The organism is Klebsiella sp. GG_Kp175 (assembly GCF_040062325.1).
Taxonomy (GTDB): domain Bacteria; phylum Pseudomonadota; class Gammaproteobacteria; order Enterobacterales; family Enterobacteriaceae; genus Klebsiella; species Klebsiella quasipneumoniae.
Genome location: NZ_JBEAFX010000004.1, coordinates 108,442 through 132,803, shown reverse-complemented (window position 1 = coordinate 132,803; position 24,362 = coordinate 108,442). Strand labels below are relative to the sequence as shown.

The following is a 24,362-nucleotide window of genomic DNA, read 5'->3' as shown; positions in this document are numbered from 1 at the left end:
ATAATTGCGGCACAAATGTTACTAAATGTAAACTTAAATCTTATCCTCTTCTTAATATATTCATCGTGCATATCATTTTCACGCTAATCATCAGCGTTACTACCGGACATAATCGAAACCCGACGCGAGAACGCCTTGTCTGCCGGGGTCTGATGCCCGCTCAGCCACACGGCCCGCAGCCTGCCCGCGTCTCCAAGCTCTTCGTCTGTGCCGCGAAAAAATAAAAGGGTTCCCCCTTCAGCGTGACTCATTTTTTATCCGTCAGCATAAGGAATATTAAAATCGCCTTAAGGGAATAATTAAGAATAGACTTATTTAAAGATGCTTTAAAAATAAGCACCCTGGCAATTGTTTGCGCGTTAATACCGCCCTTACCCGCCGCTGAAAAAATATTTCTTTACGCCTTACCGGCATAAAGCACCGTGTTTAGCGCGGACAGTGACCCGACGTCGGGTCACTGTAGGGCAAACCGCAGCGAAGACGTGATGGACGCCCCGGCGGCAGAGGATCAGTAGGTGTGGAAATATTGCTGGATCAGCAGCGGATCTTTGGTCTGCGTCAGCGCCGTCATCAGCAGAATACGCGCTTTCGCTGGATTGAGGGAATCGGCCACCAGCCCGGGCTGGCTGTCGTCCGGCGGCACCACGCCACTGCCGGTGCGGGAGGAGCGCACCACCACGATGCCCGCTTGCTGCGCTTTTTTAATACCGGCGGCGCTACGTACCGACACCGAACCTGCCCCCGTGCCGGCGTAAATAATACCGTCGGCATGATGGGCGATCGCCGCATCGTACATATACTCCGGGTCGTCCTGGTAACCATAGATGATCACCACTTTCGGCAGAGCCTTCAGCTGACGCACATCGAAGACCGAGCGCAGAGTGTGGACCTTATCCACCCGCGTTTCAAACTGGGGTTTTCCCCCCACCACGACGCCAAGATAACCCTCCTCCGACGCCCGGAAAGTATCCAGCGAGGTGGCATTGGTTTTGGTGACGAAGCGCGCCGCGCCGATGCGGTCGTTAAGCACCACCATTACCCCGCGCCCGCGGGCATCCGGGTCGGCGGCGACGGTGACGGCTTCCAGCAGATTCATCGGCCCGTCGGCGCTGATCGCCGTCGCCGGACGCATCGCGGCGGTAAAGACCACCGGTTTATTGCTTTTCACCGTCAGATTGAGGAAATAAGGGGTTTCATCGAGGGTGTCGGTGCCATGCGTGATCACCACGCCATCGACATCATCCCGGGCTAATAACGCATTCACCCGCTTCGAGAGCTGCAGAATAATATCGCTGGTCATATTCTCACTGCCGATATTCGCCACCTGCTCACCTTCGACGTGGGCAATTTTACTGATTTCCGGCACGGCGTTAATCAGCGTCTGCACGCCAATTGCCCCGGCTTTATAGCCCGTCGTCTGGGTATTGCTGGCCGCCGAGCCGGCAATCGTCCCGCCGGTGGCTAAAATGACAATATGCGGTAAACGCGTCTCGCTAAACGCCAGGCTGCTTATCGTCAGTAACGCAATGGCAAGTAATGCTCTAAAATTCATACAGGTCACTCCCTTCATAGACATTAATCAAACTTACGCTTGCTTAATGCAAAGGGCTTGCCAGAATTGATATCTTTTACGGGGGGTAAATGGTTAACTATCAGACAATAATAAGGTTCTCGCCTCAACATCGCCCAAATCTGGTGCATGACTGGATCTGAACCGGGCAGGCGCCATGACCCCATACATTATGAGTTTTTACCCGTTCAGCAACACACAACACGCATTGCGATCAGATTATCGACACTTCCGTCACCCTCGAGGTCATTTATGCCCGCCAGGTGACGCGAACGGAGAACAGAAATGCGCATTGCCCTGAAGTCGGCCCTGATGCTGACCACCAACGTCATTCAGATCATTAACCCTGAACTGCACCGGCATATGCAACGAACGGCCTTAATCGCGCTGACGCTGGCGCAAAGGCTGGGGCTGCCTGCCGAGCGTCAGCAGACCATTTTTTGCGCCGCGCTGCTGCACGATATCGGCGTACTGGGTGATAGACGCACCATCCATTCGCTGGATGCCATCGATAATATCCACGATCCGCATCAGCGCCAGGGGGCGGCGATGCTTGAGGGGTTAGCAACCTTCCAGCCCATCGTCCCCTTTATTCGCGACCACCACTTTAGCCCGGAGCACCGCGGCAGCCGCGAACAGCATATTGTCTATTTCGCCGATGCCTTTGAACGGCTGCTGCCGGCGGATAGCCGCGTGGCCGCGTGGCCCACGCGGGCAGTGGTGGAGCAGTTCGTCACCCTGCACCGGGAGATCGATCCGCTGCTCTGCGATACCCTGTGCGAGGTCGCTGAAAATGCGAGCTTCTGGCAGCACCTGCATCCCGGGCATATTCAACGGCTGCTGGAAATTATTGCCCCCATCAACACGCTATATCTGGATATTGACGGTCTGAAAGATGTCTGCCTGCTGATTGCCAAAATTGTCGACACCTACAGCAGCTTTACCGCCAGCCACAGTATTATGGTCGGGGAAATCGCCCGCCAGCTTGCCCATTGGATGCAGCTGCCAGAGCCCACCTGCCAGCAAATACAGGTTGCCGGCTATCTGCATGACATTGGTAAAGTTTATATCCCTCTTTCTATTCTGGAAAAAGAGGGGGAGCTGGATGACGACGAGCTGAGTCAGGTACGCGAGCACAGCTACATGACCGGAGATCTCCTGAGCGACTACAGCGAGCTTGGCGACATTATCAACTGGGCCTCGAATCATCATGAAAAACTGGATGGCAGCGGCTACCCTCTGCATCTCGAAAAGGATCACCTGACCCTCGCCGACCGGATTATCTCCATCGCCGATATTTTCACCGCCCTGACCGAAAATCGCCCTTATCGTAAAGGGATGGCCTGGCAGGAGGCCTTACAGATTATGGAAACGGATGTTATAAATGGCGCTCTGGATCGCGATGTCTTTCTCGTTTTACGCCACCATGCGGAAACGCTACACGCCATCATTCTTCAGACCCTTGAACACCCCCGCAGCGAGCACCGTCCCTGAAGCGGGCCGCCGTCATAACCGGGGGCGGGTTCTATAATTAAAACCGCTTCATCTGCATGCAAGGAAACACAGGGTGAGAATCGCCACCATCACCAACTGGGCCTACGGGATCACCGTCGGCCTGACGCTGGCATCCGGGAGCGCCATGCTCATGGCCTCCAGCGCTGACCGCGTCGAACGCCAGGCGGTACAGCAGCGCCAGGTCTTTGATACCCTCTCCGACGAGGTGGAAAACGACGCCTGGGCGCTGTCTGACCTCGCCCGGCTATACGTGGTTAAGCCCTCGCCGGAGACGCTGGAGCAGTATCAGCAGCTGCAGCGGAGCGACAAAAGCATTGAGCTGCGGCTGGCCAGATTGAAAGATAACGGCGCCAGCCGCGAGGAGCTGGCGCTGCTGCACGATGGCCTGCAGATTGCCGCTGAACTTCAGGATGAACAGCAGGCCGCCCTGGCGCATGTCGCCAACGGCGATGCGCCAGCGGCCATCGCGATACTGTATGGCAAAGCGTACGAGACCGAGCTGGAACGTATGCAGACGCAGATCGATCGCTTCCGCCAGATGCTCGAAAATCGCGCCGCCGTTGCCATTGACCAGGCTACCGACCGCTCGCGGATCTGGCGAACCCTGTCGGAAATCATGGTCGGCCTGACCGCCCTGATGTTTTTGTTCGTCCTCGGCTTTATTCTCAAACGCCGGGTGCTCTACCCAGTGGTTCGCCTGAGCGACGTGGTGCAGCGTCTCGCCTCCCAGGACTATGCGGTGGAGACGCCGCAGTTCACTCAGGTGGATGAGATTGGCGATATGGCCCAGGCCATCCGCATTTTTCGCGAGAACGGCCTGGCCCGCCAGCAGCTGGAGCAGCAGCGCGACGCCGACTGGGCGATCCGCGAACTGCTGGCGCGCATGACCCAGCGGCTGCAGGGCTGTGAAACCATTGAGGATGTGATTAAGGTGGCGGAACTGTTTGCGCCGAATATCGCCCCGACGATCCCCGGGAAACTGTATATTCTGGATACCGATCCCTGGCAGATGCGCTGCGTGGCGCAGTGGCTGGCGCCCGCCGGGGAGACGACGCCCTTTTCACCCGACGACTGCTGGGCGATACGTCGGGGACTCAGCCATCCGCCGGTGCAGGGCGAACCCGATATCACCTGCTATCATCTGCCGGAGGAGCACGCCGGCCAGTCGCTCTGCGTACCGCTTATCGCCCAGGGCGAAGCCATCGGGCTGCTGACCTTTCAGAACGTTACCGCCAGTGACGCCCCTTCCCGGGCCTACCTTGAGCTGATGGCGGAAGCGCTGGGCCTGGCGCTGGCCAATCAGCGTTTACGCAGCGCCCTGCTGGAAAAAGCGCTGTTCGATTCCCTGACCGGCCTGCGTAATCGCCATCATCTTGACGAAGCGCTGCATTCACAGATGGCGCTGGCGGTCCATACCCACACCCCGCTGAGCTGTCTGATGATCGACATCGATCATTTTAAAGCCATCAATGATCGCTACGGCCACGAGGCCGGGGATCTGGTGATTAAGAGCGTCGCCACCATCGTGCAGCGCGCGGTGCGCGATATCGGCATGGCTTTCCGCTACGGCGGCGAGGAGTTTCTGGTGCTGCTCCCCGGCATTGACGAAGCCGAGGCGCACCAGTGCGCCAGCGAGATCTATACCCAGGTGCATAATATGACGCTGCGCGATGGTCTGACCGAAATAGGTCAGGTGGATGTGTCGATTGGTATCGCCAGCTATCCGCAGCATACCCAAAGCGACAGCCTGCTGCGCGCGGCGGACGCCGCGCTGTACCGGGCGAAAGAGCTGGGCCGCTCAAGGATTGTCAGCTTTGGCCGCCTGAAGACCGGTTAACCGGGTGAGTGCTCAGTCGCATTGAGCAGCGAGATGACTTTCCGTACTACCGCCGAACGGATATGGCGGTGGTAAACCATGCTCAGCTCACTCTCCGCCAGCCGGTCCTGAAGATCGATGTACACCACGTTATCGAGGCGTAAGGCCCGCGCCGAGACCGGAACCAGGGCCACCCCGACCCCGGCGGAGACCAGGCTAATCATCGAGGTGACGTCGTTGACCCGCTGCGCCACCTGCGGCGTAAAGCCCGCGACGCGGCAGGCGTCAATAAATACCTGCTCCAGCCCGGTGCCCTGCGGATCGTTAAGAGAGATCCAGTTATCCGCGCGCAATGAGGCCAGATTGAGCGCCCCTACCCCTGCCAGTGGATGCTGCTGATAGAGCGCCAGACAGAGCTTTTCCCGCATAAACGGCCTGACCACCAGCGCGTCCGGCGGCGAGGCCAGCGGCGCGCGGATGATGGCGATATCCAGGCGCAGATCCAGCAGCGCTTCGTAGAGCATTTGCACATCGCCATGCACCAGCGACAGCTCAATCCCCGGCCAGTCGGCGCGCAGCTCGCGCAGGAGCCCCGGCAGTTTGCTGTCGTACATCGCGCTGGAGACATACCCCAGATGCAGTCTTCCCTGCTCGCCCCGCGCGGTGCGCTGGGCGTCCAGTGCCGCCTGGTCGACCATCTCCAGCGCCAGCCGCGTCTTCTGCCAAAAGGCCTCGCCCGCGGCGGTCAGGGTCAGACGGCGGTTAGCGCGGGAGAAGAGCACCACCCCCAGACGCTGCTCGAGCTGTTTGATCTGCTGGCTGAGGGCGGGCTGGGCGATATGCAACCGCTCCGCCGCCCGGTGCATATGTAACTCTTCGGCAACGACCACAAAATGGCGTAACGCTCGCAAGGACATGGGCAGACTCCGGTGGGCTTGATTGATAACAAAAATATTATCAATAAAGCATGAATGATGCAATTGATAACCATTAGCCTGCGAAGCATACTGTGCGCATCGACACGCTAAGGAGAACATCATGACCGCACCGATTCAGGATCTGCGCGACGCCATCGCGCTGCTGCAACAGCATGACAATCAATACCTCGAAACCAATCATCCGGTGGACCCTAACGCCGAGCTGGCCGGCGTTTATCGCCATATCGGCGCCGGCGGCACCGTGAAGCGCCCCACCCGCATTGGCCCGGCGATGATGTTTAACAATATTAAGGGCTATCCGCATTCGCGCATTCTGGTGGGCATGCACGCCAGCCGCCAGCGGGCAGCGCTGCTGCTGGGCTGCGAAGCTTCGCAGCTGGCGCTGGAGGTGGGTAAAGCGGTGAAAACACCGGTCGCGCCGGTAGTCGTCCCGGCCGACAGCGCCCCCTGTCAGGAGCAGATCTTTCTGGCCGACGATCCGGACTTTGATTTGCGCACCCTGCTCCCGGCGCTCACCAACACCCCGATCGACGCCGGCCCCTTCTTCTGCCTGGGCCTGGCGCTGGCCAGCGATCCTGACGACGCCTCGCTCACCGACGTCACCATCCACCGCTTGTGCGTGCAGGGCCGGGATGAGCTGTCGATGTTTCTTGCCGCCGGCCGCCATATCGAAGTGTTTCGCCAGAAAGCCGAGGCAGCCGGAAAACCGCTGCCGATAACCATCAATATGGGTCTCGATCCGGCCATCTATATTGGCGCCTGCTTCGAAGCCCCCACCACGCCGTTTGGCTATAACGAACTGGGCGTGGCCGGCGCGCTGCGTCAGCGCCCGGTGGAGCTGGTGCAGGGCGTCAGCGTCCCGGAGAAAGCCATCGCCCGCGCCGAGATCGTTATTGAAGGCGAACTGCTGCCCGGCGTGCGCGTCAGAGAGGATCAGCACACTAACAGCGGCCACGCGATGCCGGAATTTCCCGGCTACTGCGGCGGCGCCAACCCGTCGCTGCCGGTGATCAAAGTCAAAGCGGTAACCATGCGGCACAATGCGATCCTGCAGACGCTGGTGGGACCGGGGGAAGAGCATACCACCCTCGCTGGGCTGCCGACGGAAGCCAGTATCTGGAATGCCGTCGAGGCTGCCATCCCGGGCTTCTTACAAAATGTCTACGCCCACACCGCGGGCGGCGGTAAATTTCTGGGGATCCTGCAGGTGAAAAAACGTCAGCCCGCCGACGAAGGTCGTCAGGGACAGGCTGCGCTGCTGGCACTGGCGACCTATTCCGAACTGAAAAACATCATTCTGGTTGATGAGGATGTCGATATCTTTGACAGCGACGATATCCTGTGGGCGATGACCACCCGCATGCAGGGGGATGTCAGCATCACCACCCTCCCCGGTATCCGCGGTCACCAGCTCGATCCTTCCCAGACGCCGGAATACAGTCCGTCGATCCGCGGGGAAGGTATCAGCTGCAAGACGATTTTTGACTGCACGGTCCCCTGGGCGCTGAAGCCACACTTTGAGCGTGCGCCGTTTGCCGATGTCGACCCGCGTCCGTTTGCTCCGGAGTATTTCGCCCGTCTGGAAAACGGCCACGGTCAGTAAGTCAGTCAAGCTGGGCGACTGGCGCCGGACACGCGGCGTCTGTCGCCCGATTCAGCGCCATCCGGAGCGGATGGCGAAGGCCGGGTTAATTAATCGCCGCGGCGAGGTCTTTTTTCACCTGCTCACGCTGCTCGGCAGTCAGCACCTGGCTGACGTCAAAGTAGTATTTCACACGATAGTAGCGCACCTGCTGATCCAGCTGGCCAAAAGCAGCCAGCTGCTGTTTGACTTTAGCTTCATCCCATTTCCCGGAGTGAATAACGTCGGCCAGGGCGCCGTCCTGATAGCCGCTGATTTTAATCTGGCTCACATTGTTTTCGAATCCCTGACGCAGCGCCTGGATTTTGGCGACCTGCTCCTCACTCAGCTTCAGATGCTGGACGACCGGGTCCTGCGAGACAGACGGCACGTCAGCCGAGGTCGACGCCTGGCTGGCGGCGGTGAAGCAGGTGGTCAGCGCAATGGCGATCAGGGTGTTACGCAAGCGTGTATTCACAATGAGTTATCCTTCAGGCAAGTAAAAGAGACGGGATTATCATCGCGGGAATAAAGCCTATCTGTAACAAAGCATTCGTTTAAAACTGGATAAGAAAAGAATGGCAGGTCACCGAAACCTCGCCCCGGTGGGGGCTCAGCAGCAGAGAAAGATATATTCATCCTTCCAGTAACGGCCCTGACCAATGATATCCCCGGCCGCAGTGATTAACCGTTTTTGCTTTTCGGTTTCGATCCCCTCCACAATCACATGCCCGGTCAGGGTATGAATAGCCTGTAACAGCCCAGGCAAAGCGGGATCGTTTTCTTTGTCCCAGAAATAATCTTTATCCACTTTGACGCAATCGAAGCGAAATCGCTCCAGCAGCCGGAAAGTCGTGCGTCCGCGTCCAAAGTCATCCAGCCAGACCGGGCAAAGCGCCGCCAGCGTGCTCAGCGCCGTCAGTTCGCGACCGGCGATAAACTCATGAAAATTCTCATTTATTTCCAGGGCGATGTATTTACTGGCGCGCAGAAAATCACACAGATAGCGGTCGGTCAGAATAAAATGGCTTAATAAATCATCAATATTCAGCGAGATCGGCTTATTATCGACCTGGGAAAAATCAAAGACGGAAAGCAATTCGATTTGCCGGGTAAATAGTGCAAGCTTGTCGCGTTCGGTGAGCGTGGAGAAAGAAAACGTGGGCGCGGAGGTGTTATTTTGTGCGGGTGCTATAATGTCTTTAGTGAGCAATTCCCACGAGTGGTAGGCACCATCATCGCTAATAGCGGGCTCCAGAACGAAGCGATAAGAGGTATTTTTCACGTTTTCTTTAACCATTTAAAAAATACCAGAAATAAGAAAGGGTTAAAGCATGTCATATATTTCCCGCCAACAAAAATAGTTTAAAATGATCGATAAGAAACATTCGATAGCCAAAAGCTATCAAGATATAATTTATTGATCGGTAAAGTGAATTAATATAAATTTGCCACCGCTGTCATACCCACCTAAGTCAAAATTAAAATATCGTTTCAAACCAGCTAGTTACAAAATAATCCATCACCAGGCATTGCGGCTTCATGCTTTTTCTCTACGGGGAAAAAAGCATGGAGTAATAAAACCGAAAAAAAACAAGCCGCCAGTTTTTGGCATTTTTATGCCGAAGATCAATAACGCATCACCCGGCACGGCCCGCCTGCCACGCCGTCTGCAGGCGATAAATCAGGCAGACGGGTCAACGAAACGTCATATTTTCCCGCTACCTTACTGGCAAAAGAGGCGAAGTGGGAAAAGGGTAGTGAGAAGAATATACGGGGTACCGCTGGCGCTGATGCTAGTCATGCTCAGCGCCAGCGCGTGGCTGGAACCGGCTCCGCGGCATGCCGCCAGAGGCCTGTGCGTCTGGTTTGATGGAGCAATGGTCGACTGCCTGCAGAGGCAGCGGCTGGGCGAAGGGAGGCCCGCTCACGCGCTGGCCAGACGATAAACCGGTACCCGCCGGGTGGTATTGAACAGAGTGTCGCAGACCTCCACCTCCTCAGTGACAATGGCCATACCGGACCGGCGCAGCTGGGCAATGTCCGCCGCTACCCGCTGACTGCCGAACCAGAACAGGGCATCCAACGCGGTAACCGGCAGGCCGGCGATTAATGCCTGCCGGAGTCGATCCCGGGCTGGTTTAATCTCCCGGGCGATCTGCTGGTACGGCGCCGCCGTCTGGCCCGTCGCCTCGACGCGACGAATACGGTTTGTCAGGTGGTAATGAAAGCTCTCCGGTACAGCCTGTAAATCCTGCTTCAAACTGTAGACGCAGCCGTAACGTTTGCCGTTGAAAACGGCGGCTTTACGACTGAGCTGCAGCGTCTCGCGGACGTCGGCGATCAGCTGCGGCGCGCGCACCAGCAGCAGGCGAAAAGGCAGCTCGAAGCTGGTGACATAGTCGACGTTCAGCAACGCAATGCGCAGACGCTCCTCTGCCCCGGCCTGCAGCTGACGGCACTCCTGATAGACTTCTCGCCACTGCTCCCGCAGCCGCGACGTTTCACCGGCTTCGGTAAACTGGTATTTTTCAATATCGTAATCAATTCTCCCGAGCACCGCACATTCCTTCCTGAATCAGTCCCGGCGTTATACTATCATCCTCCGGCGCGGTACCCTATGCCCAGCGCCGTCGCCTCTGTCGGTTATTTACGATAAAGATAACGGGTGATGACTACATCAAGAACAAACAGCAGGAAAATAACGCTGCTTAACCACAATAAGCCTGCGAATAAATCAAGTAATTGCATCGTTGTTCCCTCGCCGTTGGCCATAAAAATAAAGCCCCATCACCATAAGGTAGTTAAGAACTACCTTAACAGCCACAGATTAAAAATTATTTAGCGATATGAAATCCCGAGCCCTTGCAGGTTCATTTTACTGACATCAAATTGTCATCAAACAATGTCTATCATCAGCCGACGCCGCAGGATGGTTCCTGCCGTCATGGTATCGCCGGCAAACGCGCGACCGCACGGTTTAACAACACGGAATAATATCGCCCTACCTCACTCTTACTGTCATTGCATAATCTTATATCAGGCGCCATTACCATTCTGCTGAATAATCCGGAATGCGCTATAAGTCATAAACGCCCTGCTGATTGGTTGACCATGGAGAAATACGATGCCCAGCGAAAAAGCCCGCAGCCTTGACCATTTCTATGAATTACTGGCGACAGGACAACATCAGAAAATCGAACTCGATTTTGACGTCGCCGCAGACGATTTTTTTAAAATCGCCACCGAGTTTGGCGACATTGGCGCGAGGATCACCCGGGTGAATGAGCGATTTATTATTAAGATCAAGTCGCCGAAAGCGTAAGCCCCAGCCCACCCTTCCTGGCGGGCTCTGTGGCTCGCAGGGAGTCACAGCCTGCCCCTGATTGAACGCACATCGCGTGGGTACGCTTTCCTGTTGGCGGGTGACACCTTGCGCATGTTGGGCTTTGCCGCCGTCTCCAGGCCCGGAACCCTTTTTGACCCTGCGGTGATCCGGGTGGAGAAGATAATGATCGGTATCTTAAGCGCCGACCTGACCGACGGCTTCGGGCTGCCGGTGCGCCCCCATATTGACACCCTGCCCAAGCAAGGAGGGAACGGATCGCCGGTCTGCCCGCGACTACCTGGTTCATTCCCGGGCCGCCGGCGCGTATCTCGCTCAGTGATAGCCTTCGCTGCCGGACACTTTGCCGCGAAAAACGTAATAGCTCCAGGCGGTATACATCAGGATCACCGGGATGATCAGCAGCGCCCCCGGCAGCATAAATACCTGGCTGGAGGGCGGCGCGGCGGCATCCCACAGGGAGATGTGCGGCGGAATAATGTTCGGCCAGACGCTGATTCCCAGCCCGCTGAAGCCGAGGAATATCAGGCCCAGCGTCAGGATAAAGGGACGAGCATGGCTTGCGGGGCGCGCGCTCAGGCGCCAGATCCACAAGCTCAGGGTCAGCACCAGGATCGGCACCGGCACGAACCAGAAGAAATTGGGCAGCGTAAACCAGCGTTCCGCCACGTAGCGCCAGCCCAACGGCGTCCAGACGCTGACCACCGCGATCACCGCCATCAACGCCAGCAGCGCCTTGCGGGTCAGCTCGCGCATCCGTTGCTGCAACGCGCCTTCGCTTTTCATGATCAGCCACGTGGTGCCCAACAGCAGATAGGCTACTACCAGCCCCAGACCGCAGAACAGATTGAAGGGGGTAAGCCAGTCCAGCGTCGAGCCGGCGAAGCGGCGGTCAGCCACCGCAAAGCCGTTGATAAAGGCGCCGACGACAATCCCCTGGCTGAAGGTCGCCAGCAGCGAGCCGCCGGCGAAGGCATAGTCCCAGAAGGTGCGATGCGAGGGAACCGCTTTAAAACGAAACTCAAACGCCACGCCGCGGAAAATCAGGCCGATGAGCATCGCCGTCAGCGGGATAACCAGCGCATCGGTGATCACCGCGTAAGCCAACGGAAAGGCGCCGAACAGCCCTGCCCCGCCGAGCACCAGCCAGGTTTCGTTACCATCCCAGACGGGCGCCACGCTGTTAACCATCACGTCGCGCTCTTCGGCGTCATGCACCACGCTGAACAGCATTCCGATGCCTAAATCGAAACCATCCATCACGATATACATCAACGTGGCGAAGACAATGATGACAAACCAAATCACCGAGATATCGATGCTCATGATGCGTTCTCCTCATCCCGCACCGGCTCTGCCGCCGAGAGCGGACGCGCCGGGGTGCCTGCGGTTTGCGAGGTCAGCTCCGTCACCGGCTGCGGCCCTTTTTTGATAAGCCGGAAGATATAGTAATACCCCACGCCAAACACCGCGCAGTAGACCACGATAAACACCAGCAGGCTGATGGCCATCTGCAGCGTGCTGTGCAACGACACCGCGTCCCGGGTGCGCAGCAAACCGTAGATCACCCACGGCTGACGGCCCATCTCGGTGGTCACCCACCCGGCGACCAGCGCAATCAGACCGGCGGGCCCCATACAGAGCGCAAACCACTGGAAGGGACGCGAATGGTACAGCCGCCGCCGATAGCGAAGCCAGGCGCTGCAGATCCCTAAGGCGATCATCAACACCCCCATCCCAACCATAATGCGAAACGACCAGAACACGGCGGGCGAATAGGGCCGGTCCTCTTTCGGGAAATCTTTCAGGGCCGGCACCTGCTTATGCAGGCTATGGGTGAGGATCAGGCTGCCGAGCGCCGGGATCTCCAGGCCATAGCGGGTGCGCTCCTGCTCCATATCCGGCAGACCAAACAGCAGCAACGGGGTGGCCTCGCCGGGCCGGTTTTCCCAGTGCCCCTCAATCGCCGCAATCTTCGCCGGCTGATGTTCGAGGGTATTAAGACCGTGCATATCACCCACCACCGCCTGGATCGGCGCCACCAGCAGCGCCATCCACATCGCCATCGACAGCATTTTGCGGATGGCCGGCGAGTCATTGCCGCGCAGCAGATGCCAGGCGGCGGAGGCCCCGACGAACATGGCGCTACTGAGAAACGCGGCGATCGCCATATGGAATAAGCGATACGGGAACGAGGGATTAAAGATAATCGCCAGCCAGTCCTGCGGGATGAGGTGGCCATTTTCGAGGGTAAAACCCTGCGGCGTCTGCATCCAGCTATTGGAGGCGAGGATCCAGAAGGTGGAGACCAGGGTGCCAAGGGCTACCATGCAGGTGGTAAAAAAATGCAGCGCTGGCGGCACCTTGCTCCAGCCGAACAGCATCACGCCGAGGAATCCCGCTTCGAGGAAGAAGGCTGTCAGCACTTCATACAGCAGCAGCGGGCCGGTAATACTGCCGGCAAATTGAGAGAATCCGCTCCAGTTGGTGCCGAACTGATAGGACATGACTAATCCGGAAACCACGCCCATACCAAAATTGACGGCGAAAATTTTCAGCCAGAAGTTGTAGAGCGAGCGCCAGACGTTATCCCGGGTTCTCAGCCACATCCCCTCCAGCACCACAAGGTAGCTGGCAAGGCCGATGGTGATGGCCGGAAACAGAATATGGAAGGAAACGGTAAAGGCAAATTGCAGTCGGGCCAGATGAAACGCGTCAAATTCAAACATAATCCGCACCATCATTGTGAAACGCCCCGGCCGCAGCCGGGGCTTATGCGAACATCACTTAGCCGATGATGACGTGTTTTGCTTACCGGCGCCGAGTTCGGCGCCGGTCAAAGGATCACCCTGCGGGTCAGACTGTGTTCGCTTCAGCATCGCTTTGCACAGCGCTTCCTGCTCCGGCGTCAGGCCGACAGAGGCGCTGCCATCTCCGCCATCCACGGCCGGCTGCGGATCCTTGACATAATCGAAGTGTTTGTCACTGTTCCAGCTGCCGCGTACTTCTCCACCCTCAGACATATTGTAGTAGGTGTTCGCGTACTCGCTAATGGGCGGCAGTTTGCCCGGTGGATAGTTATTACGAATCGACTGCAGCGCTTTCTCAAAAGAGAGCTGATGCGCCGCTTCGCGAGTCATCAGGAACGCCAGCGCGTCCTTCACGCCGGGATCGTCGGTCACGTTGATCAGCCGTTCATAGACGATCTTCGCCCTCGCCTCCGCCGCGACGTTCGATCGCAGGTCTGCGGTGGGTTCGCCGATAGTATCAATGTAGGCCGCTGTCCACGGCACGCCCGCCGAGTTGGTCAGCGGAGTACCGCCGCCGTAGAGCAGCGACGTAATATGGCTGTCGTTGCCGTTGGCGGTGAGCGAACGATAGAGTTCCGCCTCGCTCTCGGTGCCCTCCGCCAGCGCCCCTTTGGCGCCTTTATTTAGCATGCCGACCAGGGTGCCAATGATCTCCAGATGGCTTAGCTCCTCTGTCGCGATATCCATCAGCATGTCTTTACGGCCGGGATCGTCATCGCTTAATCCCTGAGTGAAATAACGACACGCGGCGGCCAGCTCGCCCTGAGGGCCGCCAAACTGTTCGAGCAGTAAATTCGCGAGCCCCGGGTTGGGTTCAGCAACGCGCACGGTATACTGCAGTTGTTTCACATGACGAAACATAGGCCTGCCTCCTGGGTTATTTTTTCGCTTCTACGCCGTCAGCATCTGAACGCAGGAGAAACTGCTCCGTGGTCTGAGGAATATGTTTGATCAGCCAGTCGGCCATTTCCCGCTCTTCCGCCAGGATGGCCTCAATGGCTGGGATGGAGGCGGTATCGCCCGCTTTTTCAGCGGCCGCCAGCAGAGAGGTATAGCAGGCGATCTCAAACTGCTCGAAAACGTACCCGCTGATCGAGCCTTTGACGATTTCATCGGAAGGAAACATTCCGCCAATGGACTGACCGAGAGCCGCCATTTTACTCATCGAATCTTTAATCACCGAGCGCGAAATGTCGTTGCGGTCGAGGATCTCTTCCAGCACGGTAATTTGCCGTTTGGTCTCATTAATATGCTGTTCGATTCTGGCACGGAGATCCGGATAATTATCGATACGGCCAGCCATTGATTCCAGCATGGATTCTGCCTGTTTTTCCATGGCATGCGCATCTCGTAGCCAGTCATGATAATGTTCAATGTGATTCATCGTGATTTCCTCGTGTCAGGGAGCGTTTATTTTTCCGCTTTTTTATTAATATTACCTACCGCCAGGTCGGTTAATTTAACATCGGTTTGCTTTTCTTCTTCCAGGGTTTCGGCCAGCAGTTTGACCGCTTTTTTATAACCCAACTGTTCCGCCAGGGTAACCAAGGTACCGTAACTGGCAATTTCGTAATGCTCGACCTTTTGCGCAGCGGCAATTAACGCGGCATCGCGTACCTCATTTTTTTCCGTGCTCTCAACGACTTCATTGGCCTCTTCGATCAATCCTTCCATGGCCACGCATTTCATGCGTTTGATTTTCAGACCAGATTCCTGCTCAATAATCTGGTCGATACGTTCAATCTGGCCCTGGGTTTCTTCAAGATGAGCATTGAACGCCGCGCTGAGTTTTTCACTGGACGCCGCTCTGGCCAGTTTTGCCAGCCCGCGGGTTAATTGTTTCTCTGCGCTGTAGGTATCTGAGAGCAGGTGAATAAATACATCTTCAATGCTTTTCATATTCATAGAAATACCTTCTGGAGTCAGAAAATAACTGCGAGTCTGTGACAGACTCGCAGGAGATACTTTCACTTCAGGGTGCAAGGAAAAGGATAATCAGGAATTATCGGACTTGCGGCCACCACCGTGGCTGTTTTGTCCGCCTTTTTTACCCGCTTCAGACGCACGCTGCGGATCATTTTTAAAGTTCCCGCCGCTGTGCTGACCACCTTTACGACCTGCTTCAGAAGCTTTTTCACGGTCTTCAGCAAAATTTCCGGAACCACCACGATGCTCTGCCATATTTCACCTCATGTATATCGGTTATGTCAGTACGATACGAAAATATTCCGTATCACTCGTCGTTCGATATTTAAATCTAGCGAGTAATGCTGGTTAGTCAAATTATTACCCCGTGTTTTTGATGCCTTTTAGGAGTAATTCGGAATAATTCTACAAAACACATCAAAAATAACCAAACGGTACATTACCGCTAACTTACTGTGTTCAGGGAAATAATGCACACAGAGCACCACTGTGGCAAAGAATTATTTATACTGGCGGAGTACTCCTGTTGGGTTATATAACGAAGCGGCAGTACTGCCCTTAGTCTGGTTGAAATTCAGATTTTTTCTTTTTTTAAGGCCAAAAAAAAGCCGCTGGGGAAGCGGCTGGAAAATAAAACGGAGCGAATATCATGCCCGATTAAGCCTGGCATACATAAGGGGAATAGGCAAATAACCTCAAATAACCTCAACAAACCAGCCGCTAAATAAGCGAAGCGTGGAATACATTCACTGAGTGGAATATCACGCAGTTCCATTATAAGTACTCTACGCTTTATTTTTACTGTGGTTTATCGGCGGCAATAACGTTAGGTCACAATGCCTTTTCGCCTGCTGCTATCAGCCATTCTCTCCAGGAGAAGACTTTATGAAAGCACTCAATTATCATGGCCCCCATCATGTCAGCGTCGACACCATGCCCGACCCGGCCCTTGAGGCGCCGGACGATATTATTCTGCGCGTCACGGCGACGGCGATCTGCGGTTCCGATCTGCACCTTTACCGCGGTAAGATCCCCGGCACGCACCATGGTGATATTTTCGGCCATGAATTTATGGGGGAAGTGGTGGAAGCAGGTTCCGAGGTCACCGCGGTTCGTAAAGGCGATCGGGTGGTTATCCCGTTTGTCATCGCCTGCGGAGACTGCTTCTTTTGTCGCCTGCAGCAATATGCCGCCTGCGAAAGCACCAATAGCGGCCAGGGGGCGACGCTCAACCGAAAAGGCATTTCGCCACCGGCGGCCCTGTTCGGCTACAGCGATTTGTACGGCGGGATCCCCGGCGGCCAGGCGGAATATGTGCGCGTTCCCAAAGCCAATACCGGACCGTTTAAAGTGCCGGACACCTTACCCGATGAAAAGGTGCTGTTTCTGTCAGATATTCTGCCTACCGCCTGGCAGGCGGTAAAAAACGCCGAGGTCAAACCCGGCAGCAGCGTGGCTATTTTTGGCGCCGGCCCGGTTGGCCTGCTGTGTGCCTCCTGCGCCAGGCTCAATGGCGCAGAGCAGATATTTATCATCGATCATAACGATTACCGACTCGACTTCGCGCAGCGGCGCTATGGCGCGATCCCGATAAACTTCGACCACCATGACGATCCGGCGCAGTGGATTATCGACAACACCGCCGGCCATCGCGGCGTCGATGCGGTGATTGACGCCGTCGGCTTCGAGGCGAAAGGCAGTCTTACGGAAACCGTCCTCAGCACCCTGAAAATCGAGGGCAGCAGCGGGAAAGCGCTGCGCCAGTGCATCGCTGCCGTGCGCCGCGGCGGCATCGTCAGCGTGCCCGGGGTTTACGCCGGTTTCATTCACGGATTTATGTTTGGCGATGCCTTTGATAAGGGGCTGACCTTCAGAATGGGGCAAACCCACGTCCATGCCTGGTTGCCGGATCTACTGGCGCTTATTGAGCAAGGGTTGCTCACCCCGGAGGAGATTGTCACTCACCATATGCCTCTGGAGGAGGCCGCGCGCGGCTATCAGATCTTTGAGAAACGTGAAGAGGCATGCCGCAAAGTGATCCTCGTGCCGGGGATGCAGCCCGGAAAGGCAACGCTTTGAGGCGGAGATTAACGCAGCGAAATCCCTCGGAGGCCAGTCTGCGCCGTGCTATAAAAACAGCATGCGCTGGCCGGCCGTCGCTGATACAGCCGTTAACCACAGGGGAAGGAAATGCTCGAGTTACGCCCGAATTGCGAATGCTGTGATAAAGATCTGCCGCCAGACTCACGCGAAGCGTTTATCTGTTCGTTCGAGTGCACCTTTTGCCAGGACTGCATGACGGCGCGGCTTAACGGCCATTGCCCGAACTGCGGCGGCGAACTAGTGCGGCGTCCGGTGCGTCCCGAAGAGGCGCTCCGGCGCCACCCCGCCTCCACCCTGCTCCGCCATGGGCAGTAAAACCGGATGAGCAGGCGTAGCGAAAAGGAGCCCTCGGGCTCCCTTTCTTCATCCTTATTTCGCTGCCGAAAAGCGCCACTCTGCGGCGGTCGACAGCGTCACAAATGGCCCGGCAAGGGTGACATTGTGATGGCCAATGATGTCAGGCGCTGATAAACGTTCGTTATCCATGGTTGAGTGCGCATCTGAGATCAGCACCGTCCGTAATCCCAGCGCCGATGCCGCTCGGCAGGTCGTGTCCACGCAGAATTCGGTTTTCATCCCGGCAATAACCAGCTGTTTTACGCCGGCCTGAGCGAGCTGATGCGCAAGGTCAGTTTGCTGAAAACAGGAAGGGTACTTTTTAATAAAGACGATATCCCGCTCGCCGTTAACACCCATCTCAGGCAGCAGTTGAGTTAATGGACTTTGCGCGGAGAACGGAGAGTCGTCAGCTCCGGTATGGCGGGCAAAGAAGACGGGCACCTCAGCCTGTCTCGCTTTTTCAATCAGCAGGCAAACGTTCGCCAGAAGCGCATCGGCCTGATACGGGGAAACCGGGCCACGGAAAAGCCCCTGCTGCATATCGATAATTAACAGGGCATCCTCAGATGAAATCATGATGGGTCTCCATTCAGTCTGTCACGAACGGAGAGGTCTCTCCCCGTCCACATTGGCGGGGAGTGAGGATCTGTTTGTCAGGAGCCGGTCACAGATACGCCCACACCACCGCAGGTTACGGTCGTGGTGGTGACGGTGGTGGTTGGCTGCACTGACGTAATCATTATCTGACCTTCACTTATTCTTTACAGATAAAACATAAGCGCCATTAAAACGGCTCTTTTCTTATAGCATTGAGCTGAGACGGATGGCAATTTATGCGTGAACAACGCAGCCGCTTTACGCAACCATTAACGGCTTACAATATAGGCGCGAAGGATTTCACCTGCTGAAAGAATATGTTTCACAGTATATGCCCGAGCCTCCTGTGGATTATTTTGCTGGCAGGCCATCAGGATCTGCTGATGCTCATCCTGGAATTTCAGCGTATCCGACAGCAGTCTGTTCTGAAAAAGCTCATATCTTTCAATCTGCTCGCGCAATTCACCGATCATCTTCAACAGGCGCTGATTGTTACACTTCCGATACAGCAGTTCATGAAACTCGCGGTTATACCTCCCCTGCAGCTCGGGTTCAGAAGCGCTACTCAGCAGCTGATGCACCAGCTCTGCCCGGGCAAGCGTTTCCGGGTCCATATTCTCCAGGCTATGAAAAATGGCTTCACCTTCCAGGAGTGCCCGCAGCTGATAAATTTCATCGACATCTGCGGCCGTCAGCGTTTTCACCACCGCGCCACGATTTCTGAAAATCTCAACCAGACCTTCGCGCTCAAGCTGCTGTATCGCTTCTCTCATTGGGATACGGCTGACAGAAAACTGGCAGGCCAGGTCGCGCTCCACAAGCCGGTCGCCATCTCGCAATGCCCCCTTGTTGATTAAGATTTTTAACTCACTGGCAAGGATATCGGCGGTCGAACGGGTAGCAGCGTTCATTTGGCTCTCTTTACATCATTCATAAATGGTATACCATTATACCATTCGAGCCAACGTCATGACAACCTTGCGATTCTACCTGCGGCTTCGTTCAGGCAATGCAACTGGACGATACCGCAGTGAAGAAATTCATCCCTCTACAGAGAAAGGCAAACCAATGGAACATGCTTATACCAGTCATATCACATGGACCGGCAATCAGGGCACGGGTACCTCGGGTTACAAGGCTTATGCCCGGACCTGGGATATCGCGGTAAAGGGAAAAGAACCCATTCATTGTTCAAATGATCCATTACTGGGCGGCGATCCCGGCAAAATGAACCCGGAAGATCTCCTGCTCTCTTCTCTCTCTGCCTGTCACATGCTGTGGTACTTACATCTGGCCTCAGATGCCGGCATTACGGTCATGGAATATCAGGACTCGCCGGTGGCAACGGGTGAAGTATTAAAAGGGGGCGCGGGTCGCTTTATTTCTGCTACCCTCCGGCCGAAAATCACCGTATTACCAGGTACCGATCTCGACGCCGCCGCGGCCCTTCATCAGCAGATCCATCACGTCTGTTTTATCGCCCGATCGGTCAATTTCCCGGTCAGCTACCAGCCTGAATTTATTATCTTTAACGCAGAGTAACTCGTTTCTGGCGCGATCATCCGGTGCGCAGGAAATGTGGCTGGGGTATCCAACCTCAGCCACACTTCGCTGCACGCCGAAGCATCCTGCTCTGGTCGTCATTAGACTGCACGGACATTCACCACGGAGCAGACTTATGATTGCAGTACTTTTTGAGGCCGACGCCTTACCGGAAGCACAGGAAAGATATCTTCAGCTGGCGGCCGGGCTGACGCCTTTGCTTTCAGACACGCCGGGGTTTATTGCCATCGAGCGTTTTCAGAGCCTGAATTCGCCCAGCAAAATCCTTTCGCTATCCTGGTGGGAAGATGAAGCATCGGTGGCCAACTGGCAGCAAAATGAGCGGCATCTGGCTGCCCAGCGCGAAGGCAAAGCATCGATTTTTTCATACTACAGAATACGCGTTGCCCGCGTGTTCCGGGATTACTCATCGGATCGGGGAGCACAGCCAGATGTATGATATTCACATCATTCTCAGCAACACGCCGGGCTCGCTTGGCGCAATGGGTATAGCGCTGGGCAACAACGGTGTGGGCCTCGAAGGTGGTGGGGTATTCACCACGCCTGATGCCGGACATGCGCATTTTCTGGTGGAGGACGGTGAGACAGCCCGCAGGGTGCTGACCGAGGCCGGCTTTACGGTCAGCGATGTATGCCGTCCTCTGATACGTAAGTTACCCCAGGAACGCCCCGGGGAACTGGGAGACATTGCCGACACCCTTGCCCGCAACGGTATTAATATTCTGGTACAGTACAGCGACCACCGTAACCGGCTCATTCTTCTTACCGATGATGACACCCGGGCAGCGGAAGTGACCAAAAAATGGGCCATACTTTCTGAATGAATCTCCTGAAAACGCAGCAAGACAGTGAGCCAGAGGCGGCACTGGAAACCGCGATGGCGATGGTGGCCTCTGCCCTCTCTGACCCGTCAAGGGTCAGCATTCTCTGCGCGCTGATGGACGGGCGCGCATGGACGGCGACCGAGCTCAGCACGGTCGCCGAGGTCTCCGCCTCCACCACCAGCGGACATCTTGCCCGGCTGCTCAGCAACGGGCTGGTGGTGTGTCTCGCGCAGGGGCGCCACCGCTATTACCGCCTGGCGGGCCCGCATATCGCCGGGCTGCTGGAAAACCTGATGGGCGTCTCAATGCAGGCGCATAAGGCGCTGGCCACCAGCACGCCGGTGACGCTTCGCTATGCCCGCACCTGCTACGACCATCTGGCGGGCGAACTGGCGGTGAAGATTTATGAGTTTATGCTGCGGGAAAAATGGCTGGCGGCCGATGGGCAGTCCCTGACGTCAGCCGGTAAAATCCAGCTTGAAAGCCTGGGCGCGGTACTTAACGCTCGCCCGCGACGTAAGCCTTGTTGCCCCTGTCTTGACTGGAGCGAAAGACGTTTTCATCTGGGAGGCGACGCCGGTTCGGCGCTGATGGCGCTGTTTGAGCAGAAAGGATGGATAACCCGCGCGCCGGGATATCGGGAAGTGCAAGTGACGGATAGCGGCAGAGCGGCGCTGTCCCGGCTGTTTAATCTCAAAGATAGCATCCGCGGATTAGACTATGTTGAGCCACCAGAAAACGTTAATCATAGTGAGCGCAACGCATAGATTACTCACATTTTTTCTGGCGTACCTGCAGAAAATGGTTTAGTTCCGGGCACCCTTTTTCAGCTCCAGCATATATTTATTGCCGACGCTGCCGAGCTCAAAATTAAACACTAGCTTCGTATTACCTGCTTTCTCCACTCGCGACACTGGAGGAAGCGGTGGTGTAAAAAAACCCGCCGCAGCGGGTCTTTTTTCCGGGCAGCCTATCGGCCGATAGTGCCGCCGGTATTGTTCGCATCGTTGAACCAAGTTCCCAGCTCATTACCGTGCGTGCTGGTGATGGAGAATTGTGCCTCCTGCACGGAAAACAGCAGCACGCCGTTGACGACCCGCGGGCGCTCCGCCAGGTGGCCGTTGTAACGCACCTCATGGGGCTTCACCACAATGATTTTGTTGCCAATGCGCTGACCATTCCGAAGGAAAACGGAGTAGGTACCAGCGAATTTCGAAAAGTTCTGGCTCTTCTTCGCTTCTGCAGCGTTTTGCGCTTTAGTTTTGTGGATGTCGCAGCCCTGCCCGGCGTTCATCTCATTGCATCCGGAGCGCTCCAGCTGTTCGCGATATTTAGCGTTAATGGCGTGTGCCGGTGCTGCAGCGACGGTCGCCAGGGTGATTGCTATCATCAATTTTTTCATTATTTTCTCTATTGTTGGATCTTGCCACTACACATGTACAGTTTTGACACTTCGCCTTTCAGGCAACCGCGGATGAATATATTCGTCTCGGAGCATTCAGTTTTGGCGAGTTCATCGACAGCCTCCGCGCCGGTGTACCCCCATTTTTTGCAGATTGCCGCCGCCTTCTCCTGCGCGCCGTTAAAGGTCGGCGTGAAGTTAGCAGGCTGGCTACCGTTTAGCAGGTACGAAAATTTAACGGTAGCGTCAGCGCGGCTCGCGTTAGTGACGCCCATTGGAGGGGGAACGGCACACCCGGCCAGCGCCGTCGTCAGTGCTACGCCAGAAAGCGTCTTCAGGATGTTCATCTTTTTGCCTCTTCATTAACGGCGTTGTTTTCTTGATGCAATTCAGCGCGGCGCTGCTCATAAAACGCATGAACATCGGCAGGTTGAGCATCCCACAATGCTCTCATTTTCCGGTCATAATTGTCAGCGCAGACACGGCGCTCTTTCTCATACCCGCGGGAGACCGCGACACGCGCTTCACCTTCAACCCGGACAGAGCCATACAACTGGCCATGATATTTCTTGTTAGCGATCTCCTCGCAGCGCAGTAGCGCTTTGTTGTAAAGGCTCCTGGTTTCGCGAAACTTCGCGACGTGCTTTTCCTGATCGTTTATTTGGTTTACGGTGCAACCAACCAGTGCGCAAGCTAACAGCAGCGCGGTGGGGGGGATTTTCTTCATCATATAGTTGTGTTTCCATGTGGTTATATTCAAATTTATAAATCAGTGCTTCAACGGTCGACTGTCGATCCAGGCTGATACGCTCTTCGTTCCAGTAGATGAATCACCAAGCAACAGACCCAGCACGTCTCCTGCCGCATACAGCGTTGCTTTCGACTATGAGCCCATGAATCAACTGCAGGCCTTGGTAGCAAATAACGTGAGCGGCCCCTGATATCTCATTTGCCTCACTTCTCATCTGCGTAATGACGTCCCCAAAAGCAGGGCTAGCCAGGAATAACATCGTGACAACAATGAAGGTATTAATCCTTTTCCATTTATAATCCTGTATTTTTGATAAGGGTTGGATGTTTCAAGTGTCTGGCTTTTACTTTTCCCGTACTCGTAAGATCGGGCAATTGTCAGCAAAAAGAATGAGAACACAAAGTTATTAACTTGTGAAATGTGTTTTTTTATTGAGGTAATGTCAATACATCGCTTTATCGATGATTAATTTCTCGCCACGGGAAGATGCATAACTCTAGTATGTTTTGTTATCTCTATTCCTGCCACCCCAGTATAAGCTTCATCTTATCATATCGGAATGGGGCAAGACTTACAGATTAACCCCATGAAGCTCATTGCGTATTTTATTGCCCACTGATAAATAATATGCATTCACATTAATTCCCCCTGTGATAATTCATGATAACATAAGCAAGTTTTATCAAAATCATGATATAAAAAGCTAACCACCACCGACTCAAGTACCGCCATGCCATACGTACTGTAAAAGGCCGCGGCGGATGACCGACGGAGTCCTCAGGCTTGTTTTTCATTAGCGACACCCAGCGCATAAAATAATTCATCACTGATCTTTGCGAAGTTTTTTTGCAATTCAAAAAGGTTGTGTAATTCGGTGCAAATGGTTGGATTATATTTATTGTTAATAGCTATGATTAGATGTGTTAACTCACATTCAATAACAGCACACAAAAAATTAATATTTGCATTAAATTCTGACGGGCGTTCGACTGGAAACTGTGCGAGCGTGACCGATGGAACGGAAGCGCCTGTTGTATTATTCATGTTGTATCATCATTAATTATTTTCGAGGGGAAGCCCCACTAAACATTTAATTATTTTGCAGCATAAAATAAGAGTAAATGACCTATTCTTCAAGAAATATCCCATTACTTTTTGTGTGGATTTCAGAATATTTCACCAAATATCCGGCGATTCTTTTCTTCTTCAGGTTCAGATGCGCCCCGTTTATCCCCTTCCTC

At 55.2% G+C, this 24,362-nt stretch carries 29 protein-coding genes and 1 pseudogene; 11 read left to right on the top strand and 19 right to left on the bottom strand.

Annotation, left to right across the window (positions count from 1 at the left end; translation table 11 throughout):
* Positions 1 to 508: 508 nt before the first annotated feature.
* Positions 509 to 1,552, bottom strand: coding sequence for a fructose-asparagine asparaginase (fraE, locus tag ABLU73_RS09295; protein ID WP_264923551.1), 1,044 nt, complete (start codon positions 1,550 to 1,552; stop codon positions 509 to 511).
* A 303-nt stretch (positions 1,553 to 1,855) separates the two neighbouring features.
* Here fraE and ABLU73_RS09290 point away from each other — a divergent pair, with 303 nt between their 5' ends.
* Both ABLU73_RS09290 and ABLU73_RS09285 read left to right on the top strand, forming a co-directional pair.
* Positions 1,856 to 3,064 carry an HD domain-containing phosphohydrolase gene (locus ABLU73_RS09290; RefSeq protein WP_043519433.1) on the top strand — a complete coding sequence of 403 codons (1,209 nt, stop codon included), beginning with the start codon at positions 1,856 to 1,858 and terminating at the stop codon, positions 3,062 to 3,064.
* 73 nt (positions 3,065 to 3,137) lie between these two features.
* Complete coding sequence (locus ABLU73_RS09285; protein ID WP_004203726.1) at positions 3,138 to 4,922, top strand: sensor domain-containing diguanylate cyclase; 1,785 nt, start codon at positions 3,138 to 3,140, stop codon at positions 4,920 to 4,922.
* Here the strand turns inward: ABLU73_RS09285 and ABLU73_RS09280 are convergent.
* Positions 4,919 to 5,818 carry a LysR substrate-binding domain-containing protein gene (locus ABLU73_RS09280; protein WP_032425984.1) on the bottom strand — a complete coding sequence of 300 codons (900 nt, stop codon included), beginning with the start codon at positions 5,816 to 5,818 and terminating at the stop codon, positions 4,919 to 4,921. The two genes, ABLU73_RS09285 and ABLU73_RS09280, sit on opposite strands and share 4 nt — an antisense overlap.
* Positions 5,819 to 5,939: 121 nt before the next feature.
* Here ABLU73_RS09280 and ABLU73_RS09275 point away from each other — a divergent pair, with 121 nt between their 5' ends.
* Positions 5,940 to 7,442, top strand: coding sequence for a UbiD family decarboxylase (locus ABLU73_RS09275; protein WP_264923552.1), 1,503 nt, complete (start codon positions 5,940 to 5,942; stop codon positions 7,440 to 7,442).
* Positions 7,443 to 7,527: 85 nt separating this feature from the next.
* Here the strand turns inward: ABLU73_RS09275 and ABLU73_RS09270 are convergent, their stop codons facing one another.
* The 4 genes from ABLU73_RS09270 to ABLU73_RS09255 all read right to left on the bottom strand — a co-directional run bounded on the left by ABLU73_RS09270 (position 7,528) and on the right by ABLU73_RS09255 (position 10,020).
* A complete protein-coding gene (locus ABLU73_RS09270; RefSeq protein ID WP_017898654.1) occupies positions 7,528 to 7,938 on the bottom strand; it encodes a Spy/CpxP family protein refolding chaperone in 411 nt (136 codons plus the stop codon).
* A gap of 135 nt (positions 7,939 to 8,073) precedes the next feature.
* Positions 8,074 to 8,760 (bottom strand): EAL domain-containing protein, encoded by a 687-nt coding sequence (locus ABLU73_RS09265; RefSeq protein ID WP_004203719.1) that lies wholly within the window; start codon positions 8,758 to 8,760, stop codon positions 8,074 to 8,076.
* Positions 8,761 to 9,186: 426 nt separating this feature from the next.
* On the bottom strand, positions 9,187 to 9,342 hold the full coding sequence (locus tag ABLU73_RS09260) for a hypothetical protein (protein WP_032425982.1): 156 nt from the start codon (positions 9,340 to 9,342) through the stop codon (positions 9,187 to 9,189).
* A 45-nt stretch (positions 9,343 to 9,387) separates the two neighbouring features.
* A complete protein-coding gene (locus tag ABLU73_RS09255) occupies positions 9,388 to 10,020 on the bottom strand; it encodes a helix-turn-helix domain-containing protein (protein ID WP_048323830.1) in 633 nt (210 codons plus the stop codon).
* Positions 10,021 to 10,587: 567 nt separating this feature from the next.
* On the opposite strand from ABLU73_RS09255, the gene ABLU73_RS09250 reads away from it, so the two are divergent.
* Together ABLU73_RS09250 and ABLU73_RS09245 are read left to right on the top strand one after the other, a co-directional pair.
* Positions 10,588 to 10,785: a hypothetical protein gene (locus tag ABLU73_RS09250; RefSeq protein WP_004203716.1), complete on the top strand. Its 198-nt coding sequence runs from the start codon at positions 10,588 to 10,590 to the stop codon at positions 10,783 to 10,785.
* A 27-nt stretch (positions 10,786 to 10,812) separates the two neighbouring features.
* Positions 10,813 to 10,986: pseudogene (locus tag ABLU73_RS09245) on the top strand (FUSC family protein); the annotation flags it as partial.
* 135 nt (positions 10,987 to 11,121) lie between these two features.
* On the opposite strand, the gene cydB reads toward ABLU73_RS09245, so the two are convergent.
* The 7 genes from cydB to ABLU73_RS09210 form a co-directional block, all read right to left on the bottom strand.
* A complete protein-coding gene (cydB, locus tag ABLU73_RS09240) occupies positions 11,122 to 12,132 on the bottom strand; it encodes a cytochrome d ubiquinol oxidase subunit II (RefSeq protein ID WP_023317966.1) in 1,011 nt (336 codons plus the stop codon).
* Positions 12,129 to 13,535, bottom strand: coding sequence for a cytochrome ubiquinol oxidase subunit I (locus ABLU73_RS09235; RefSeq protein WP_004203714.1), 1,407 nt, complete (start codon positions 13,533 to 13,535; stop codon positions 12,129 to 12,131). The genes cydB and ABLU73_RS09235 overlap by 4 nt, the downstream gene beginning before the upstream one ends.
* 54 nt (positions 13,536 to 13,589) lie before the next feature.
* Positions 13,590 to 14,477 (bottom strand): manganese catalase family protein, encoded by an 888-nt coding sequence (locus ABLU73_RS09230; RefSeq protein WP_004140512.1) that lies wholly within the window; start codon positions 14,475 to 14,477, stop codon positions 13,590 to 13,592.
* A gap of 16 nt (positions 14,478 to 14,493) precedes the next feature.
* Complete coding sequence (locus ABLU73_RS09225; protein ID WP_004203713.1) at positions 14,494 to 15,000, bottom strand: ferritin-like domain-containing protein; 507 nt, start codon at positions 14,998 to 15,000, stop codon at positions 14,494 to 14,496.
* A 26-nt stretch (positions 15,001 to 15,026) separates the two neighbouring features.
* The gene (locus tag ABLU73_RS09220; protein WP_008807707.1) at positions 15,027 to 15,521 is read right to left on the bottom strand and encodes a ferritin-like domain-containing protein; all 495 of its coding nucleotides are present in this window, start codon (positions 15,519 to 15,521) and stop codon (positions 15,027 to 15,029) included.
* A 90-nt stretch (positions 15,522 to 15,611) separates the two neighbouring features.
* Positions 15,612 to 15,797 carry a general stress protein gene (locus ABLU73_RS09215; RefSeq protein WP_004150795.1) on the bottom strand — a complete coding sequence of 62 codons (186 nt, stop codon included), beginning with the start codon at positions 15,795 to 15,797 and terminating at the stop codon, positions 15,612 to 15,614.
* Between the two features lie 319 nt (positions 15,798 to 16,116).
* Entirely contained in the window at positions 16,117 to 16,317 is a 201-nt protein-coding gene (locus ABLU73_RS09210) for a hypothetical protein (RefSeq protein ID WP_139988879.1), read from the bottom strand.
* A gap of 110 nt (positions 16,318 to 16,427) precedes the next feature.
* Between ABLU73_RS09210 and ABLU73_RS09205 the strand changes: the two genes are divergently transcribed.
* Positions 16,428 to 17,621, top strand: coding sequence for a zinc-dependent alcohol dehydrogenase (locus ABLU73_RS09205; RefSeq protein ID WP_348850154.1), 1,194 nt, complete (start codon positions 16,428 to 16,430; stop codon positions 17,619 to 17,621).
* A 111-nt stretch (positions 17,622 to 17,732) separates the two neighbouring features.
* Complete coding sequence (locus ABLU73_RS09200) at positions 17,733 to 17,960, top strand: DUF1272 domain-containing protein (protein WP_264923553.1); 228 nt, start codon at positions 17,733 to 17,735, stop codon at positions 17,958 to 17,960.
* A gap of 54 nt (positions 17,961 to 18,014) precedes the next feature.
* Here ABLU73_RS09200 and ABLU73_RS09195 read toward each other — a convergent pair whose 3' ends face one another.
* Together ABLU73_RS09195 and ABLU73_RS09190 are read right to left on the bottom strand one after the other, a co-directional pair.
* A complete protein-coding gene (locus ABLU73_RS09195; RefSeq protein WP_048323823.1) occupies positions 18,015 to 18,560 on the bottom strand; it encodes a cysteine hydrolase family protein in 546 nt (181 codons plus the stop codon).
* Positions 18,561 to 18,850: 290 nt separating this feature from the next.
* Positions 18,851 to 19,492 carry a GntR family transcriptional regulator gene (locus ABLU73_RS09190; protein ID WP_004203708.1) on the bottom strand — a complete coding sequence of 214 codons (642 nt, stop codon included), beginning with the start codon at positions 19,490 to 19,492 and terminating at the stop codon, positions 18,851 to 18,853.
* 157 nt (positions 19,493 to 19,649) lie between these two features.
* Between ABLU73_RS09190 and ABLU73_RS09185 the strand changes: the two genes are divergently transcribed.
* The 4 genes from ABLU73_RS09185 to ABLU73_RS09170 all read left to right on the top strand — a co-directional run bounded on the left by ABLU73_RS09185 (position 19,650) and on the right by ABLU73_RS09170 (position 21,735).
* Positions 19,650 to 20,123, top strand: coding sequence for an OsmC family protein (locus ABLU73_RS09185; protein ID WP_004203707.1), 474 nt, complete (start codon positions 19,650 to 19,652; stop codon positions 20,121 to 20,123).
* A 136-nt stretch (positions 20,124 to 20,259) separates the two neighbouring features.
* Positions 20,260 to 20,583, top strand: a complete 324-nt coding sequence (locus tag ABLU73_RS09180; RefSeq protein WP_108450528.1) for an antibiotic biosynthesis monooxygenase — start codon at positions 20,260 to 20,262, stop codon at positions 20,581 to 20,583.
* A complete protein-coding gene (locus ABLU73_RS09175) occupies positions 20,576 to 20,968 on the top strand; it encodes an amino acid-binding ACT domain-containing protein (protein WP_004203705.1) in 393 nt (130 codons plus the stop codon). The genes ABLU73_RS09180 and ABLU73_RS09175 overlap by 8 nt, the downstream gene beginning before the upstream one ends.
* Complete coding sequence (locus tag ABLU73_RS09170; RefSeq protein WP_264923554.1) at positions 20,965 to 21,735, top strand: winged helix-turn-helix domain-containing protein; 771 nt, start codon at positions 20,965 to 20,967, stop codon at positions 21,733 to 21,735. The genes ABLU73_RS09175 and ABLU73_RS09170 overlap by 4 nt, the downstream gene beginning before the upstream one ends.
* Positions 21,736 to 21,938: 203 nt before the next feature.
* Here the strand turns inward: ABLU73_RS09170 and ABLU73_RS09165 are convergent, their stop codons facing one another.
* The 4 genes from ABLU73_RS09165 to ABLU73_RS09150 form a co-directional block, all read right to left on the bottom strand.
* Positions 21,939 to 22,358, bottom strand: a complete 420-nt coding sequence (locus tag ABLU73_RS09165; protein WP_177951921.1) for a hypothetical protein — start codon at positions 22,356 to 22,358, stop codon at positions 21,939 to 21,941.
* A gap of 20 nt (positions 22,359 to 22,378) precedes the next feature.
* Positions 22,379 to 22,717 carry a YecR family lipoprotein gene (gene yecR, locus ABLU73_RS09160; protein WP_050442630.1) on the bottom strand — a complete coding sequence of 113 codons (339 nt, stop codon included), beginning with the start codon at positions 22,715 to 22,717 and terminating at the stop codon, positions 22,379 to 22,381.
* Positions 22,714 to 23,100, bottom strand: a complete 387-nt coding sequence (locus ABLU73_RS09155; RefSeq protein ID WP_032452458.1) for a hypothetical protein — start codon at positions 23,098 to 23,100, stop codon at positions 22,714 to 22,716. The genes yecR and ABLU73_RS09155 overlap by 4 nt, the downstream gene beginning before the upstream one ends.
* Before the next feature lie 798 nt (positions 23,101 to 23,898).
* Positions 23,899 to 24,165 carry a hypothetical protein gene (locus ABLU73_RS09150; protein ID WP_264923555.1) on the bottom strand — a complete coding sequence of 89 codons (267 nt, stop codon included), beginning with the start codon at positions 24,163 to 24,165 and terminating at the stop codon, positions 23,899 to 23,901.
* Positions 24,166 to 24,362: the final 197 nt, after the last annotated feature.